This window comes from Stenotrophomonas sp. STK17_22, assembly GCF_051983905.1.
Taxonomy (GTDB): domain Bacteria; phylum Pseudomonadota; class Gammaproteobacteria; order Xanthomonadales; family Xanthomonadaceae; genus Stenotrophomonas; species Stenotrophomonas maltophilia_A.
In genome coordinates this window covers 2,039,224-2,055,155 of the sequence record NZ_CP197010.1, presented here as the reverse complement: position 1 = coordinate 2,055,155, position 15,932 = coordinate 2,039,224, and the positions used below count along the sequence as shown (strand labels likewise).

The 15,932-nt window shown below is 61.7% G+C and carries 13 protein-coding genes; 6 read left to right on the top strand and 7 right to left on the bottom strand.

Translation table 11 applies throughout. From position 1 onward, the window contains the following. Positions 1-14 precede the first annotated feature (14 nt). From ACSYS9_RS09530 to ACSYS9_RS09500, 7 genes are all read right to left on the bottom strand, one after another. Positions 15-1,169, bottom strand: a complete 1,155-nt coding sequence (locus ACSYS9_RS09530) for a DUF1972 domain-containing protein (RefSeq protein ID WP_071228910.1) — start codon at positions 1,167-1,169, stop codon at positions 15-17. Continuing rightward, the gene (locus ACSYS9_RS09525) at positions 1,151-2,275 is read right to left on the bottom strand and encodes a glycosyltransferase family 4 protein (RefSeq protein WP_440569105.1); all 1,125 of its coding nucleotides are present in this window, start codon (positions 2,273-2,275) and stop codon (positions 1,151-1,153) included. The genes ACSYS9_RS09530 and ACSYS9_RS09525 overlap by 19 nt, the downstream gene beginning before the upstream one ends. Beyond that, the gene (locus tag ACSYS9_RS09520) at positions 2,276-3,640 is read right to left on the bottom strand and encodes a hypothetical protein (RefSeq protein ID WP_071228912.1); all 1,365 of its coding nucleotides are present in this window, start codon (positions 3,638-3,640) and stop codon (positions 2,276-2,278) included. 1 nt (position 3,641) lies between these two features. After that, positions 3,642-5,096: a lipopolysaccharide biosynthesis protein gene (locus tag ACSYS9_RS09515; protein ID WP_071228913.1), complete on the bottom strand. Its 1,455-nt coding sequence runs from the start codon at positions 5,094-5,096 to the stop codon at positions 3,642-3,644. Between the two features lie 207 nt (positions 5,097-5,303). Further along, positions 5,304-7,514 (bottom strand): polysaccharide biosynthesis tyrosine autokinase, encoded by a 2,211-nt coding sequence (locus ACSYS9_RS09510; RefSeq protein WP_071228914.1) that lies wholly within the window; start codon positions 7,512-7,514, stop codon positions 5,304-5,306. A 57-nt stretch (positions 7,515-7,571) separates the two neighbouring features. Next, positions 7,572-8,006 carry a low molecular weight protein-tyrosine-phosphatase gene (locus ACSYS9_RS09505; protein WP_071228915.1) on the bottom strand — a complete coding sequence of 145 codons (435 nt, stop codon included), beginning with the start codon at positions 8,004-8,006 and terminating at the stop codon, positions 7,572-7,574. 152 nt (positions 8,007-8,158) lie between these two features. Continuing rightward, a complete protein-coding gene (locus tag ACSYS9_RS09500; protein ID WP_440569102.1) occupies positions 8,159-9,508 on the bottom strand; it encodes an undecaprenyl-phosphate glucose phosphotransferase in 1,350 nt (449 codons plus the stop codon). A gap of 530 nt (positions 9,509-10,038) precedes the next feature. Between ACSYS9_RS09500 and amaB the strand changes: the two genes are divergently transcribed. The 6 genes from amaB (at position 10,039) to murB (ending at position 15,917) form a co-directional block, all read left to right on the top strand. After that, a complete protein-coding gene (gene amaB / locus ACSYS9_RS09495) occupies positions 10,039-11,571 on the top strand; it encodes an L-piperidine-6-carboxylate dehydrogenase (RefSeq protein WP_049398541.1) in 1,533 nt (510 codons plus the stop codon). A 40-nt stretch (positions 11,572-11,611) separates the two neighbouring features. Continuing rightward, positions 11,612-12,421: an SDR family NAD(P)-dependent oxidoreductase gene (locus ACSYS9_RS09490; RefSeq protein WP_071228917.1), complete on the top strand. Its 810-nt coding sequence runs from the start codon at positions 11,612-11,614 to the stop codon at positions 12,419-12,421. 301 nt (positions 12,422-12,722) lie between these two features. Beyond that, entirely contained in the window at positions 12,723-13,007 is a 285-nt protein-coding gene (locus tag ACSYS9_RS09485) for a DUF4190 domain-containing protein (RefSeq protein ID WP_010484694.1), read from the top strand. 5 nt (positions 13,008-13,012) lie between these two features. Next, positions 13,013-13,783, top strand: a complete 771-nt coding sequence (locus ACSYS9_RS09480) for a class I SAM-dependent methyltransferase (protein WP_071228918.1) — start codon at positions 13,013-13,015, stop codon at positions 13,781-13,783. Between the two features lie 8 nt (positions 13,784-13,791). After that, positions 13,792-14,847 (top strand): quinone-dependent dihydroorotate dehydrogenase, encoded by a 1,056-nt coding sequence (locus tag ACSYS9_RS09475; protein WP_032127499.1) that lies wholly within the window; start codon positions 13,792-13,794, stop codon positions 14,845-14,847. 8 nt (positions 14,848-14,855) lie between these two features. Further along, the gene (gene murB, locus ACSYS9_RS09470) at positions 14,856-15,917 is read left to right on the top strand and encodes a UDP-N-acetylmuramate dehydrogenase (RefSeq protein ID WP_071228988.1); all 1,062 of its coding nucleotides are present in this window, start codon (positions 14,856-14,858) and stop codon (positions 15,915-15,917) included. The last annotated feature ends 15 nt before the right edge of the window (positions 15,918-15,932 follow it).

Genomic DNA, 15,932 nt, shown 5'->3' with positions numbered 1-15,932 from the left:
GGTGGCAGATGGTCTCAACACAGATCTTGATCCATCGCGCGAGCCGCATCGGCACCACGCTGATGCCCATGCGAGAACGCCAAAAGCAACTCTTCGTACCGAGCTAGAATCTGCGTCCAGGTGAATGCCTCCTGATGACGGGATTTCGAAGCCACCGACATGGCGCCTAGCTGCGTCGTGTCTGCTTCAATCTCGTCCAGCAACGCAGCAAATCCAGGAGCGCCATCAAAGTAGCGCGCCCCATCGCCCGCAACCCAGCGATTGAAGAGATTGTCATGTGCAATGACCGGATTCGACGCGCCAAGCGCCTCCACCAGAGACGGATTTGTGCCACCCACTTGGTGGCCGTGGATGTACGCACCACTGAAGAATCGAAGCGCTTGAACGACCTTTTTGTCGTAAATCGCCCCAAGAAACACCACACCTTCTCCAGCCGCCTCGAGGACCTTCCGATGGTAATCGTTGTCCCGGTCATACTTACCCAGGATCACGAGCTTCCGTTCACGCGGAGCACGCGAAAACCCTTCAACGATCTCCAAGAGCGAATTCTCAGGCTCAGGACGCGCGATAACGGTGTAGTAACTGCCCGGAACGAGTCCAAGCGAAGCGACAACCGACGGATCAGCCGATTCAATCCTTTCGCCGCCATAGGCTATCGTGGTGATCTTGCTGCGCCTTACACGTGTGGAGAGATGGTCCTTGATCCGGGGATGATCGGCAATGAGGTGGTTTCCGAGCCAGCAGCCGAAGCGCTCATTGATCCAGAACCACGCCTTTGCCACCGGCCCCCACTTCGCACGTGCCCACTCGATGCCATCCATGTTGATGACATTGACGACACCGCGCAATCGCAGGAACACGGAGAACACTGCTGTGTTATAGCCAAGTGTCAGGCACAAACCCTTCGTCCGGACCGCATGCAGCGTCGACTTGAGATCAAAGAGTACTGTTCCAGCCGGACCGGAAACCGAGACCGGGATCCGAACTCGGCGGATCCCATGCCACTCGTCCTCGAAAACAGGGCCCGTGCCCTCTTCCTGGCAGTACACGACAACACGCCAGCCACGATCTGCCAGATGGATGGCCAGCTGCTCGGCAAAGGTTTCAAATCCACCATGGGCGGCAGGAATACCTCTGATTCCTAGAATTTTCAGCTCTGTTCCAGACATGCAGTTGCCCCAAATTCCTTGAACAGTTCACGAACTTCACGTGCATAGGATTCCGCCGAGAAGTGCGACATGAAGGCTTCACGCGCAGCAGAACTCATCGCGCAATACCCATCGCTCCCATGTTCTGGAAGGTGGCGAAGTACGGTGGCCAGGCTTTGCACGCTTCCTGGATCGAAGAGGCAGCCACTGGCGCCATCCGTAATGATTTCTAATAGGCCTCCATGGGCGGCAGCTACTACAGGCTTTCCAAATGACATTCCCTCAATCGCCACCCGCCCGAATGGCTCGGGCCGCGTCGAAGGTACCACTACGTAATCGGCCCATCGATAGTGCATGCCCGGATCATCACAGAATTCGAAAAATTCGACATTCACATTATCCGGCAGATCACGCGCCTGCGCCCTTAGCTCATCGACGATGTGCAACTGGGACGGAATCGATGAACCCACTATGCGAATGGATACCTCGCGCTCCAGTATCGCCGCCGCGTCCAGCAGAAGCCCTTGGCCTTTCCAGGCATTTATCCTTCCAATGACGAGGATACGCAGCTGGTCCGCACTCCGTCGCTTGCACGCCGCAGCGGAAACGTAGTCCTGCGGCGAATCCACTCCGTTGTAAAGCACTCGCCCATCCAACCCAAGTGCCTTCCTGGTTGCGTTTGAGTTGAAAACCAGCTCGGCCCGACAAATCCGGAGCAGCACACGGAAGAAAACCGCCTCAAGCGGGCGTGGGATCTCCCTGACGTGCACGATCAGACGCTTGCTGAACATGCCGCCGGACAGGATTGCCGACACACAGACCAGAGTATTTACGTAGATCACATCGCCGCCGCCGAGCTTACGCCTGAGGGCGGTGACGCCCCGCCAAAGCGCAGCCAGGAACCTCAGGGGCGAGCGGAGCTCTGAACGTCGCAGGTATCCATCCGGAACCAGGTCAACATTTGCTCCGATCGACCGTAGATGTTCAGTCAGCGGCCCCTCATCAGGCAGCACTACGCAAACCTGGAGCGGACTACCTGCATTTTCGATAATGGCCTCAATTGCCGAAAGGAAACTCCGGTCAGATCCATACATCTCCGAACTCTGATGTACCGCGAGCATCTTCATTCAAGCGCCACTCCGAGCCGAGGCAACACCAGCCATCGCACGAGGCGGGCAATCCGACTCTGCCGTTGACGCTCTGCCGATCCGCATCGACATCCTTGATCCCGCAAACAGCAACATCCATATCACCTGATAGTAAAGAGAACCTGAAACGTGCTGGAAGCTACAGATTACCAGCATCGGAATCACCGACGAAAACATGAATCCACGCAACATCGTGTCGCCTGGCGGCTTCCATTTCGCCATCCTACCGCCGAAAGAGCGCCAGAAAACACGCAGCACGTAGATGAGCCACGCGGCGAAAATTATGCCAAACGTGAGGAATCCATAGATGTAGTAAGAGTCGAACTTGCTTCTGAACGACCCCACACCATGCCCCGCCGCAATGAAGTTCTGGACCAGGAACGCGTACTGCGGGATTCTGCCCTGCACAGAAGCATCGAACGCGGACGCGTGGAACATCAGTGCCCAGGCAAAGACGACTACGGCGCCAACACCAATTGAGATTGCAATGCCTGCCTTGAACCGACCGCCATCGCGGGCGGAGAAGCAGATGACATGCAAAGCGATCGATACAAGGACTATGATCAGAGACGCCCGTACCTGGCTGACATACACGCCCCAGGCACAGAGAATCATCAGAGCGCCCCAGCCAACCGAGGAGAGAAGCCGTCCCCGGCGAATAAGATCCGACGATCGGCAATAGAAATAGAAGCAGGCAAGAGCAGCCGAATAGGAGAACTGCAAGGCACTGGCAAACACGCCGGAAGATCGCAGGTTTCCATCGCGAACAATCTGGTACTCCATCAACCTCGATTCGAAATCGCTATCAGCACGAAGCGCCTCCTGCAACAGGAAGTCATAACGCCAAGTGGATTCGAAATCGCCGGAGAAGGTGTAGTACTGAAGCACCGCGAAGGCCGAGTTGGCAGCGATGGCGATGGCCAGGAATGACATCAGCCTGCCGACACGCCTCTCGTCAAGAAGTCCAGCGTTAACCAAAAGAATCGCCAGAATGATTGGAAGGATAGAGCCTCTCCAATCGAGTGAGGCCAGCAGGAACCCATTCATGATGCTTCCGTAGAGCAGAAGTAACAGAGTGGCACCGATCATGACGACGACCTTTCTGTCGATTGTGCGACGCGATGCAGCAGATGCACCAATGGCAAGCACGAGCGTGATCAACAGCATTTCCTTGAACGACTTCGCCAATGTTCCTGTAGCCGTGTCGCCCAACCTGAACAGATAGTTCGAATAGTCGATGATCATGTAGAACGCGAGCAAACCATAAGCTGCGACACCACGCATGTTCCGCGTGAATACGGTCAGCGAAGCCACTATCGACAGAAAAATTACAATCGCGTACACGTCAGACTCCCGTCTTGGCAACTAGCAGCTTTCGTGCGCGACCAACCAGCAGCGCACGCGCCGAAGGCACCAGCACCATGCACAGCAAACAGTAGACAATCGAACCAGAGAGAACCACTGAAACAAGCCAAAGCAGACTGGAACCCGAGCTGGACAGGCCCGCACCAAATACCAAGACCAGCGCAAGCACCATGAGAAGTGCGCAGACCGCTGATCGCCCCATCACGAACAGCATCCTGGCGAAACCTGCGCCGACGGTGCGTGTGCAGACGGCCATCACAAGGACAAAATTGATGACGTTTGCATACAGGTAGAATTCCGCCATCCGCTCAACTCCATAGGGAGCTGCCATAACGAAGGCTCCTACCTGAAGAAACGCACCAATGCATCCAAGACGCAGCAGCAGTCCTGGCTTGTTCGTGGCCATGAACACGACTCCGGAGATGCTCATCACCGACTGCAGAAACCCGGTCGGGGCGAACCACTTCAACAACTCCGATGTCAGTCCCCACTGCTCACCAAAGACCATGCCTATCACCTGCTCCCTGATCAGGTAGAGGCCCGCCATCATCGGCGCTACGACCAGAGAAATCGTCTCCACGACGGCAAGGTATGGTGCCCGCAGGGACTCGCCTCTTCTCAGCCGATCAGCGAGTACAGGGAAAAGCGACCTGGTCGCGACAAATGTCAGGCTCTGCAGTGGGAACAGCATGATGCGATACGCCAACGAATAGGCGCCCAGGATGGATGCCGAATAGAGTCGCCCGATGATGAGCCCATCAGCGTTTCGCGAGAAATAGTTCACGATGTTGAAGCCAACAACGCCCGCACTGAACGACAGCACCTCTCGATATCGACCGGACTCGGCCCGTGTCATTGGGCCCGGCCTCCAGGGAGATGCAAACATCATCTGCACCACGCTCAGGATTCCGGTAACGAGAACCAGTACGACGAGACTGAATACACCGGCACCAGCAAGAGCTGCCACAACAGATGCGATCGCCCCGGTCAAATTGGCGATCACTTCGATGCGTGCAAGCTTTTTGAACGCTGACTCGCGTTCGAGGAGAGCCTGATTTACCGCAATCAGGCCCGATAGCGGAAATGAGAGACCCAGCAGAACAAGAACAGGCGTAAGCGCCGACTCGCGGAAATAGGCGCTAACCAAGGGCGAGCTTGCGGCGATGATGGTGCCGACCGCCAGCGAGCTCACCAAGGAAAGCCGGAACGCCGTATTCATGAGGCCTGAGGTCAGTTCAGCCCTCTGGATGATGACCGCAGTCACACCCATGTCCCGGAAAAGCATCGCAAACGCGGTAACGATCCCTGCCATGGCGATGACGCCGTACTCGGCAGGGGGTAGAAGCTTGGCCAGAACGAATGCGATGACCACCTGCGCAGCGATCTTGGACAGCTGGGACAGCGCGACCCAGCGCGCATTACCAAACGCATTCATCCGACACGCCCGCGGAGAGCGCGATCGGAAGAGTGGGTGCGCTTGCTGGCGCATGGCAAAGCCATGCGCCGCGCGGGCGGGCGCAGCGGGTGACGACTCCACGGTTCGCAGCAGGCGTCAGTCACCACCGCGCGTGCGGGGCAAGCATCGTACTTCCTGCAGCGCTTCACCTTGCCCGGATCAGCTGCACTTACCATAGCCTTGGCCTCAGTCCGCGGACTTGTACTCGTAGTAGCCGTAGCTGTAGTAGCCCGTCGCACGCCGCTGGACAGCATTGAAGATGGCGCCCTTGATTCGAACGTTGTTCTGCTCGAACCGCCGCTTTGCCAGCGCCAGCTCCTTGGCCTGATTCAGACCGAAGCGCGCAACCATCAGACAGGTACCTGCATGGTGAGCAATGATCGCCGCATCGGTCACCGCCAGAATCGGCGGCGTATCGATGATCACCAGATCGTATTGGCCCGCCACCGACTCCAGCACGCGCGTGAAGTTCGAATGCATCAGCAGCTCAGACGGATTCGGAGGCACATCTCCGCGCGCGATGAAGCTGAGATTCTCGACACCCGGCAGCGCACGGAGAACTTCGGACATCTGCGCCTTTCCGACAAGAAGGTCAGACAGCCCCGGCGTTTGGGGTACCCCCAACGCCTTGTGCAAGGTCCCTTTGCGCATGTCCGCATCGATGATCAGCACTTTCTGGCCTGCCTGCGCAATTACAGCGGCAAGGTTGGACGAAACGAAGGTCTTGCCTGCGTTCGGGCTGGCACCAGAAATCAAGACAATATTGTTCTTCGCTTCCAGGCGGGCGAAATGAAGACTGGTGCGCAGACTGCGGACCGCCTCCACTGCCAGGTCCGCGGGAGCCTTTACTGCAAGCAGATGAAGGTTGCCGTCCGCGCGGAACTTGCCCCGAACCGAATCACTCTGCTGCTGCGCACTGACCGGAATCGACGCATAGACAGGCAGGCCGAGCTCTTCAATCTGCGAGGGATCCTCAACGCCTCGGTTCAGCAGCTGCCTCAGCAGCACCAAGCCAACGGACAGAGCGAGCCCCAGAAGCGTTCCAACAAGCACAACGATGGCCTTGCGAGGCTTCACTGGCGTCGTCGCATCGACTTCCGCCCCGTCAACAATTCGAACGTTGCCGACTGTGCCAGCGCGGGCAACGTCAAGCTGCTGCGCCTGGTTCAGCATGCCAGTGTAGATCTCGTTGCTTACCTGCAGATCGCGGGTCAGCCGCAGCAGTTCCTGCTGAGCCTCCGGCAACTGCTTCACCTGGCCCTGGAATCCGTTCTTTCGTCCCTCCAGCTCACCAATCTGGCGCATAAGTGCCTGGTAGGCCGGGTGATCCCGGGTGAACTTGCGATCCATTTCAGCCTGCTGCAGACGCAACTGCTGGATGCTGGTCTCAACTGCTACAGCCTGATCGAGCAGGCCCTTCGTCTGAAGCGTGAGATCGACCGAGTTCGCCTTCGTCTGGTACGCACTGAGAGACTTCTGCGCCACGTCGACCTGGTTACGGACATTCGGCAGCTGCTCTTTCACGAACGCAAGCTGGGCAGATGCCTCCGCCGAGTTTCGCTCGACATTCTGTCGGACATAGGCCTGCGCAACCTGCTGCAGGAATCCGCGGGCTATATCGGGATCTGAATTCTCGTAGGCCAGCGTCAGGATTCCCGAATCCTTACCCGATTCACTGACCATGATCTTCGTCTGCAGGTCATTCACGACAGTCAAATGCCGCTGACGGGTGACCTCGAAACGCATTCCCGGGTGCGCCCGAAACTCTGCAATCTGTGCTGTAATGCCCTTGGCGGCCGCGACCTTGCCAACGTGCCCCCTGAGAAGCAGGTTGTCATCTTCGTCAAAGAGTTCATAGGAGCCACCCTCACCAGCGACCAGCGTCAAGGGGCGAGCAAGAAGAGTACGCGGCACGTCCAGCTGGAAGATGTCCAGCTTCTCCCCACCCCAACCATACCGGCTCATTCCGAACCAGACGTCTGCGAGCACGTCCGGCTCGGAACGTTCTGCCCGCCGAGCCAGATAACCCCCAATCAGAGGAAATCGATTGGGTTCGACTTCAACATCCAGCTTCAGCGCGTCGACAGCACTGCCGACGACCGCTCGCGAACCGATCAAGGCGATCTCAGTGGTCGCCTCCGCTGACCCCATCCCCATGCCCAGCGACTGACTGATATCCGTCAAGCCAGGAAGGCTCGGAACCTTAGACTCAACTTGTACGATCGCATCGGCTCGATACACCGGGGTTGCCAGGAATGCGTAACCGACCGAAACAATGAGAAACAGGCCTGTTATGCCTCCAATCCACCACTTGCGGTCAACCAGCGTGCCCAGGAACTGCCGCAGATCAATCTCGCCAGTATCGTCCTGCGCGGTGGAACGGGTTTCAGTGGTCATTATTCAGAGCTCTTGAATTCAGGGTTTTACGGGCCGGGTGATCGGAGCGGGCAGCAATCAAAGATGACGCACCCAACTCTCCACACCCTCGGCCATTAACTTGTAAACATGCTCGAACGCCGGGCGTTGTTGGCGGTATGGATCGGGAATCTCCCGATCCTGCTGCCATTTGCCCAGCAGGAAGGTTTTCCCGGACGCCTGCGGCGCGATTTCGGCGATGCGGCGCACGTGCTTGCGCTCCATGGTAAGCACCAGATCAGCGGCTCCCAGGATGGCGTCATCGATCTGGCGCGCGCGATGTCCCAGGCCATCCATGCCCTGCTCCACCAGCAACTCCTGCGCCGTAGCATCAATGCCATGCCCAACCAGCGCACCGAGACCAGCGGAGAACACCTGGATCCCCTTGCCCTCGACCGCCTGGCGCAGCATCACTTCTGCGGAGGGACTGCGGCAGATGTTGCCGACACATACAAAAAGAACGTTCTTGAACACTGACCTGGATCCTGTGGCATTCCTTGCAGCGCACGCGACCAGAACATCCGGGGCCGGCGGCAGCCGCACAGCATACCTTACAAGCACACTACAGGCGATGAAATCGCCAACAGATTCATGGAATTACGTCGCAGTTCCAGAAATCGATCACCCTAGTACGCCGATTTCTGACCCAGCACCTTCAAGGCTGTCAGCGCAATGATCCGCACGTCCAGCGTCGGGCTCCAGCGTCGGATGTAGTCGATGTCGTACTGCACGCGCTTCTTCATCGAGCGCAGCTCCGGGGTCTCGCCACGCAATCCGTGCACCTGCGCCCAGCCTGTGATTCCCGGCTTGACGTAGTGGCGGTGCATGTAGCGTTCGATCACCCGCTCGTAGTGGTTGTTGTGCTGGATCGCGTGCGGTCGCGGCCCCACCACGGACATGTTCCCACCCAGTACATTGAAGAACTGCGGCAGCTCGTCCAGGCTGCTGCGGCGCAGGAAGGCGCCAAACCGCGTGACGCGCGGATCACCGCGCGTTGCCTGGGTGATCTGCCCCGCGCCCTCTGCATGCACACGCATGGAGCGGAACTTGAGCATCCAGAATTCCTTGCCGCCCAGTCCGTGACGCTTCTGCCGGAAAAGCACCGGCCCCGGCGAACTCAGCTTCACGCCGATGGCCAGCACGGCAAACAGCGGCGCCAGAAGGATCACCGCAATGCCTGCCACAACGATGTCCTCAACCCGCTTGAACAGGCGGAAGCGATGATCCACCAGACCCTGGCGCACGCCGATCATCGGCACGTCACCCACTTGGTGTACGCCGGGATTCAACGCACCCAGCCCCGTGGTATCCGGAATCAGGCGCACCGGCACCGGAAATCGCTCGATCTGCTTGAGCATGTCCTTGATCGCGGCCGCGTGCCCCATCGGCATCGACACCCAGACCTGGTCGAACTCACCCCGATGCTGGTCCATGTACTGCGGGACCTCGGCCAGCATACCCAGCCTCCGCGGCGCATCACCGCCACGACGGGTGGCGATATCGCCTGCGCTCGCGAAGTAGCCAACGACTTCCTTGCCCAGCTCTGGTTTCCCACGCAGCAGACGGTGCAGCCTCAAGGCAGGCGCCCGCAGCCCGACCAGCAGGATCCGCTCATGATCCATCCCGCGCGAGCGCAGGCGGTGCAACTGCACCCTCAGCAATACGCGCAGCACCGCCATTGAGCCCAGGCCAAAGGCATACCAGCCAATCAGCCAGGTAGAGGGGACCGCATCGGCAAGTCCGACCAGGACGACATAGAGCGAGAACAACGCGAAGGTGCCGGACCAGGCCAGCAACAACAGCCAGAGATCAGCCAGAAGGCCACGGATCCGCCAGTTGCGGTACATCGGCGCTACAGAGAAGCAGACGATGGCGCTGAGGATCACCGCGCCGAACACGATGCGCTGGGAGGAGTCCGGCGCGCCTGCTCCGTTCAGCAGAATGTGGGAGAGCACCGCCATGCCCGGCAGCAGCAACAGATCGCCCAGGCGCAACCCCAACTCAAGGGCCGCCCGGGCCTCGACGCGGCGGCGGCCTGCCCGGGCCCGCGCTGCGGGGAGGTCTTCTACTGATCCATGTAGCAAAGCACTTCTCCATTCACGACTCGACCGAACGCTGAATTGTTCGTCTTCACGCGCATGGACTCCCCAGCCAGCACGTGATTGTCAAAGGTTTGTCAATCGGGCGTGACTGAATTGTGAATGATGTCTCGGCCAAAAGATAGGAATTTCGACAGGGCAGACACCTGACCGTACGACCTTACCAAGGTGTAAGTCATTGCAACTATTACGAATTTTAAATGTGTCAATTTGTATCAAAATGGGTCATTTCACGTCAAACCTGAACCTTCCCAACGGGCTCAACGTCGATTCTTTGACGTCCCACGCCACCCCGCACCGCACCAAAGCCCAGCAACCTCCCTCTGCTACCATCGGCGGTTCTGTTCATCGCGTCCCCCACCTGCCCGCGATGGCGCCAAACAACGTAACGAAACACAGGAGTCTGCATGTCTTCCGAGCTGCTCAAGTCCCTTGGCCTGGACGCGATCAACGCTGGCACGTACCTGGGCAACGGGGAGTGGTCGAGCGCGACCAGCGGTGAGCTGATCACCCCGGTCAACCCGACCACCGGCGAGCCGATCGCGCAGGTCCGCGCGACCACCGAGGCCGAGTACGAAACCGTCGTCGCTCGCGCCCAGGAAGCCTTCAAGGTCTGGCGCACCACGCCGGCCCCGCGCCGCGGTGAAGCCGTGCGCCTGTGCGGCGAAGCACTGCGCAAGCACAAGGACGCCCTGGGTTCGCTGGTCGCCCTGGAAATGGGCAAGAGCAAGCCGGAAGGCGATGGCGAAGTGCAGGAGATGATCGACATCGCCGATTTCGCCGTGGGCCAGAGCCGCATGCTGTACGGCTACACCATGCATTCCGAGCGCCCCGGCCACCGCATGTACGAGCAGTACCACCCGCTGGGCCTGGTCGGCATCATCTCGGCCTTCAACTTCCCGGTCGCGGTATGGAGCTGGAACTCGTTCCTGGCCGCCATCTGCGGCGACGTGTGCATCTGGAAGCCGTCCAACAAGACGCCGCTGACCGCCATCGCCTCGCTGAAGATCTGCAACGACGCCCTGCGCGAAGCCGGCTTCCCGGACATCTTCTTCCTGATCAACGATGCCGGCACCGCGCTGTCGGAGAAGATGGTCGATGACCGCCGTGTGCCGCTGATCAGCTTCACCGGCTCGACCCAGGTTGGCCGCACCGTCAATGAGAAGGTCGCGCGCCGCCTGGGCCGCTGCCTGCTGGAGCTGGGTGGCAACAACGCCATCATCCTGGACGAAACCGCCGACCTGAAGCTGGCCGTGCCGGGCATCGTGTTCGGCGCGGTCGGTACCGCCGGCCAGCGCTGCACCACCACCCGCCGCCTGATCGTGCACCGCTCGATCTATGCCGACGTGCTGGCCACGCTGGTCAAGGCCTACAAGCAGGTGGAAGGCAAGATCGGCGACCCGACCGACGCCGCCAACCTGATGGGCCCGCTGAACAGCGATGGCGCCGTGCAGCAGTTCCTCGATGCCATCGCCCAGGCCAAGGCGGCCGGCGGCACCATCGAAACCGGCGGCACCCGCATCGACCGCGCCGGCAACTTCGTGCTGCCGGCGATCGTCTCGGGCCTGAAGAACAGCGACGCCGTGGTCCAGCACGAAACCTTCGCGCCTATCCTTTACGTGATGCCGTACGACAGCATCGACGAAGCCATCGACATGCAGAACGGCGTGCCGCAGGGCCTGTCGTCCTCGATCTTCACCCAGAACCTGAAGACCGCCGAGAAGTTCCTGTCGGCGGCCGGCAGCGACTGCGGCATCGCCAACATCAACATCGGCACGTCCGGTGCGGAGATCGGCGGCGCCTTCGGTGGCGAGAAGGACACCGGCGGTGGTCGCGAGTCCGGCTCGGATGCATGGAAGGTCTACATGCGCCGCCAGACCAACACCATCAACTATTCGGATTCGCTGCCGCTGGCCCAGGGCATCAAGTTCGACCTGTAACGCTTTCTGTAGTGCCGAGCCATGCTCGGCAGGATGCGCCATGAACACCGCAGGTAATGCAGCCGAGCATGGCTCGGCTCTTCAGGCTGGCAAGCCGGTGATTGATTTCACCGGCCGCCGCGTGCTGATCGCCGGCGGCAGCAAGGGCATTGGCCGTGAAATGGCACTGGCGTTTGCCGGCGCTGGTGCGCAGGTCTCGGTCTGCGCGCGCGGCCAGGCCGGTCTGGATGCCCTGCGTGCCGATGCACGGGTGCAGGGCTACGAACTTCACACGTTCTCCGCCGATCTGGCCGACCCCGGCCAGATCCAGGCCTGGCTGCAGGCCGCCGCCGATGCACTCGGTGGCATCGATGTGCTGGTCAACAACGCCACTGGCTACGGCATGGCCGACGACGAGGACGGCTGGGCCGCCAGCCTGCAGATCGACCTGATGGCGGCCGTGCGTGCATCGCGCCTGGCCCTGCCTTGGCTGCGCGCATCCAGCGACGCCTGCATTCTCAATCTATCTTCGATTGCCGCACAGCAGCCGCGTCCCGGTGGTGCGCCCTACGCCGCCGCCAAGGCCGCGCTGTCGCACTACACCACCTCGCAGGCCCTCGCGCTGGCCAAGGACCGGATCCGGGTCAATGCCATCGCACCGGGCTCGATCGAGTTCGATGACGGCCTCTGGGACCGCCGCCGCACCGAAGACCCGGCGCTGTACCACGGCACGCTGGCGAAGATTCCGTTCGGCCGCTTCGGCCACCCGCGTGAGATTGCCGATGCCGCCCTGTTCCTGTGCTCGCCGCTGGCGCGCTGGATCACCGGCCATGTGCTCAACGTGGATGGTGGCCAGGTGTTGATGGGCTGACACCGGCACTCCGGTAGTTGCCAACCTTGGTTGGCATGCCTTTCGTCGACCAAGGTCGACGTCTACCACAGCTGGAATGCCTTTCGTCGACCAAGGTCGACGCCTACCACGGCTGGAATGCCTTTCGTCGACCAAGGTCGACGCCTACCGTGGCTGGCATGCCTTTCGTCGACCAAGGTCGACGCCCACCTGGCTGGAATGCCCTTCGTCTGCCAAGGTCGACGCCCACCATCGCATCCGCCGGGCATGGGATTGCCCGGGCAGAGGCACTATCATGTGCACACTGCCAAGGAGGACCCCGATGAGCGTGGCACCCCGACAGACAAGCGCCCTGGCCGTGGTCAGCCTGGTCATGGGCATCGCCAGCTGGACCGTCCTGCCCTTCGTGGCCAGCATCGTGGCCATCATCACCGGCCACATGGCCCGCGCCGAAATCCGCCGCCGCCCGCATGAACTGGAAGGCGATGGCCTGGCCGTCACCGGCCTGGTGCTGGGCTGGGTAATGGTCGGCGCCGTGATCGCCGCCATCCTGGTCTTCATCCTGTTCTTCGGCGGCCTGGCCTGGCTCGCTGCGATGTCGAACTGACTGCCATGACCGCCTCCGACAGCACTGAACGCTTCAGCAGCCGCGTCGCCGATTACGTCCGCTACCGGCCCGATTACCCACCCGCGCTGCTGGAATGGCTGCACGGCCCGATGGGCGTCAGCCGCGAGGCGCTGGTCGCCGACATCGGCGCCGGTACCGGTATTTCCAGCCGCCAGTTCCTGGCCAACGGCCATCCGGTAGTCGCGGTTGAACCCAATGCCGCCATGCGGGGCGCGGCCGAGCAATGGCTGGCACCGCAGTACCCGCAGTTCCGCGCGGTCGACGGCCGCGCCGAGGCCACCACACTGGACGACACCAGCATCGATCTGGTCAGTGTCGCGCAGGCCTTCCACTGGTTCGACACCGTGGCGGTGCGCGCCGAGTGGCAGCGCATCCTGCGTCCGGGTGGCCAGGCACTGATCTACTGGAATTCGCGCCTGCTCGATGCCAGTCCGTTCCTGGTCGGCTACGAACAGCTGCTGCTGGATTACGGCACCGACTACTCCGCCGTGGCCGAGCGCTACCAGGACGATGCCACCATGCAGGCCTGGTTCGGCCCCGGCCTGCGCGGCATGGTCGAGCTGCCGAACGTGCAGCACCTGGACTTCGATGCCCTGCGCGGGCGCCTGCTGTCCTCCTCCTATGCCCCGCAAGCCGGTCATCCGCGTCACGCGCCGATGATCGACGCTCTGCAGGACCTGTTCGCCGCCCACGCGGTCGACGGCCAGGTCGCTTTTGAATATCGAACCCGAGCCTTCCTCGGCACGCTGGACTGAACCGACGCATGTATTCGCTTGCCCGCCCCTTCCTGTTCTCGCTCGACGCCGAGCGCGCCCACGGCCTTGGCCTGTCCGCATTGGACCTGGCCTACCGCACCGGCACCACGCCGCTGCTGGCCGCACGCATCGCGCCGATGCCCAGCACGGTGTTCGGGTTGACCTTCCCCAATCCGGTCGGCCTGGCCGCCGGCCTGGACAAGAATGGCGAGCACATTGATGCGCTGTTCGCGCTGGGTTTCGGCTTCGTCGAAATCGGCACCATCACGCCGCGCCCGCAGGCCGGCAATCCGCAGCCGCGCCTGTTCCGCCTGCCGGAACACAACGCGATCATCAACCGCATGGGCTTCAACAATGCGGGCGTGGACGCGCTGGTGCGCAACGTCGAGCGCGCGCGCAACCGCCGCGGCCTGCTCGGCATCAACATCGGCAAGAACAAGGACACCCCGAACGAACAGGCCGTGGACGATTACATCGCCTGCCTGGACAAGGTGTACCCGCTGGCCGACTACATCACTGTCAACATTTCCTCGCCCAACACCGCCGGCCTGCGTGAACTGCAGGAAGAAACCGCGCTGCGCCAGCTGGTCAGCCAGTTGCGCGACCGCCAGGAAGATCTCGCGGCCCGCCACGGTCGCCGCGTGCCGATGCTGGTCAAGGTGGCGCCCGACCTGAGCGAGCGCGACATCGATGCTGCTGCCCGCGTGCTGGGCGAACTGCAGGTGGACGGCGTGATCGCCACCAACACCACCATCGACCACAGCAAGGTGGCCGGCGACCCGCTGGCCAACGAGGCCGGCGGCCTGTCCGGCGCGCCGGTGCTGGAGCAGTCCACCCTGGTACTGCGCCGCCTGCGTTCGCGGCTGCCCGAGTCGGTGCCGTTGATCGGGGTCGGCGGCATCCTGTCCGGTGCCGACGCCGTGGCCAAGATGGCTGCTGGTGCGGCCCTGGTGCAGTGCTACAGCGGCCTGATCTTCCGTGGCCCGGCCCTCGTCTCCGAATGCGTGGAGGCGATCCGTCGCCGCCGCGAAGCGCCGAGCCGCGGCGCGGTGGCCCCACTGTGAGCGCGCCCATGGATACCGTCGACGGCAACGCCCCGCTGCGCTGGACGCTCACCCGCAATGCGCCGCTGCAGGCGCTGAACACCTTCCATGTGCAGGCCAGCGCCGCTCAGCTGCTGGAACTGCACGATCCCACGCTGCTGCCGGAAGTGCTGGCATTGCCCGAAGTGGCCATCGGCCCGCTGCTGGTGCTGGGTGCCGGCAGCAATGTGCTGATCGCCGAGGACCTGCCGGGCACCGTGCTGGTGTTCGGCAACCGTGACATCAGCTTCCTCGAGCATCGCGCAGACCATGCCGTGATCCGCGCCGGTGCCGGTGTGCCGTGGCACGGCCTGGTGATGTGGTCGCTGCAGGAAGGCCTGTCCGGCCTGGAGAACCTGGCCCTGATTCCCGGCACCGCCGGTGCCGCGCCGATCCAGAACATCGGCGCCTACGGCGCGCAGGTCGGCGAGTTCATCCAGGCCGTTGAAGCCTGGGACTGCCAGGAACAGGCCTGGGTGCGGCTGGACAACGAACAATGTGGTTTCGCCTACCGCGACAGCGTGTTCAAGCAGCAGATGGACCGCTACCTGATCACCGCCATCGAACTGAAGCTGCCACTGCTGCATGACCTGCGCATGGACTACGCCGGCATCCGCGAGGAACTACAGGCACAGGGTGTGGAATTGCCCAGCGCGGTGGACGTGGCCAATGCGGTGATCGCGATCCGCCGCCGCAAGCTGCCCGACCCGGATGTACTGGGCAACGCCGGCAGCTTCTTCAAGAACCCGGTGCTGCCGCTGGAACAGGTCGACGTGCTGCTGCAGCACTTCCCCGAGCTGCCGGTGTTCCCGTCCGACCAGGACGGCAAGCGCAAGGTCTCGGCGGCCTGGATGATCGAGTCCTGCGGCTGGAAGGGCTTCCGCGAAGGCGATGCTGGCGTGGCGCCGAGCCACGCACTGGTGCTGGTCAACCACGGCAACGCCACCGGCGCTGAACTGCTGGCGCTGGCGCGACGCATCTCTGCTTCCGTGCTGGAGAAGTTCGGCGTGCCAATCGAACCGGAGCCCCGCCTGCTCGGCGCGCAGTGGTGAACACCCCCGCCCTCT

Bases quoted from the DNA above. Each gene is read 5' to 3' on its own strand.
- ACSYS9_RS09530 (WP_071228910.1), bottom strand. From the start codon at position 1,169: ATGTCTGGAACAGAGCTGAAAATTCTAGGAATCAGAGGTATTCCTGCC.
- ACSYS9_RS09525 (WP_440569105.1), bottom strand. From the start codon at position 2,275: ATGAAGATGCTCGCGGTACATCAGAGTTCGGAGATGTATGGATCTGAC.
- ACSYS9_RS09515 (WP_071228913.1), bottom strand. From the start codon at position 5,096: ATGAATGCGTTTGGTAATGCGCGCTGGGTCGCGCTGTCCCAGCTGTCC.
- ACSYS9_RS09510 (WP_071228914.1), bottom strand. From the start codon at position 7,514: ATGACCACTGAAACCCGTTCCACCGCGCAGGACGATACTGGCGAGATT.
- amaB (WP_049398541.1), top strand. From the start codon at position 10,039: ATGTCTTCCGAGCTGCTCAAGTCCCTTGGCCTGGACGCGATCAACGCT.
- ACSYS9_RS09490 (WP_071228917.1), top strand. From the start codon at position 11,612: ATGAACACCGCAGGTAATGCAGCCGAGCATGGCTCGGCTCTTCAGGCT.
- ACSYS9_RS09485 (WP_010484694.1), top strand. From the start codon at position 12,723: ATGAGCGTGGCACCCCGACAGACAAGCGCCCTGGCCGTGGTCAGCCTG.
- ACSYS9_RS09480 (WP_071228918.1), top strand. From the start codon at position 13,013: ATGACCGCCTCCGACAGCACTGAACGCTTCAGCAGCCGCGTCGCCGAT.
- ACSYS9_RS09475 (WP_032127499.1), top strand. From the start codon at position 13,792: ATGTATTCGCTTGCCCGCCCCTTCCTGTTCTCGCTCGACGCCGAGCGC.
- murB (WP_071228988.1), top strand. From the start codon at position 14,856: ATGGATACCGTCGACGGCAACGCCCCGCTGCGCTGGACGCTCACCCGC.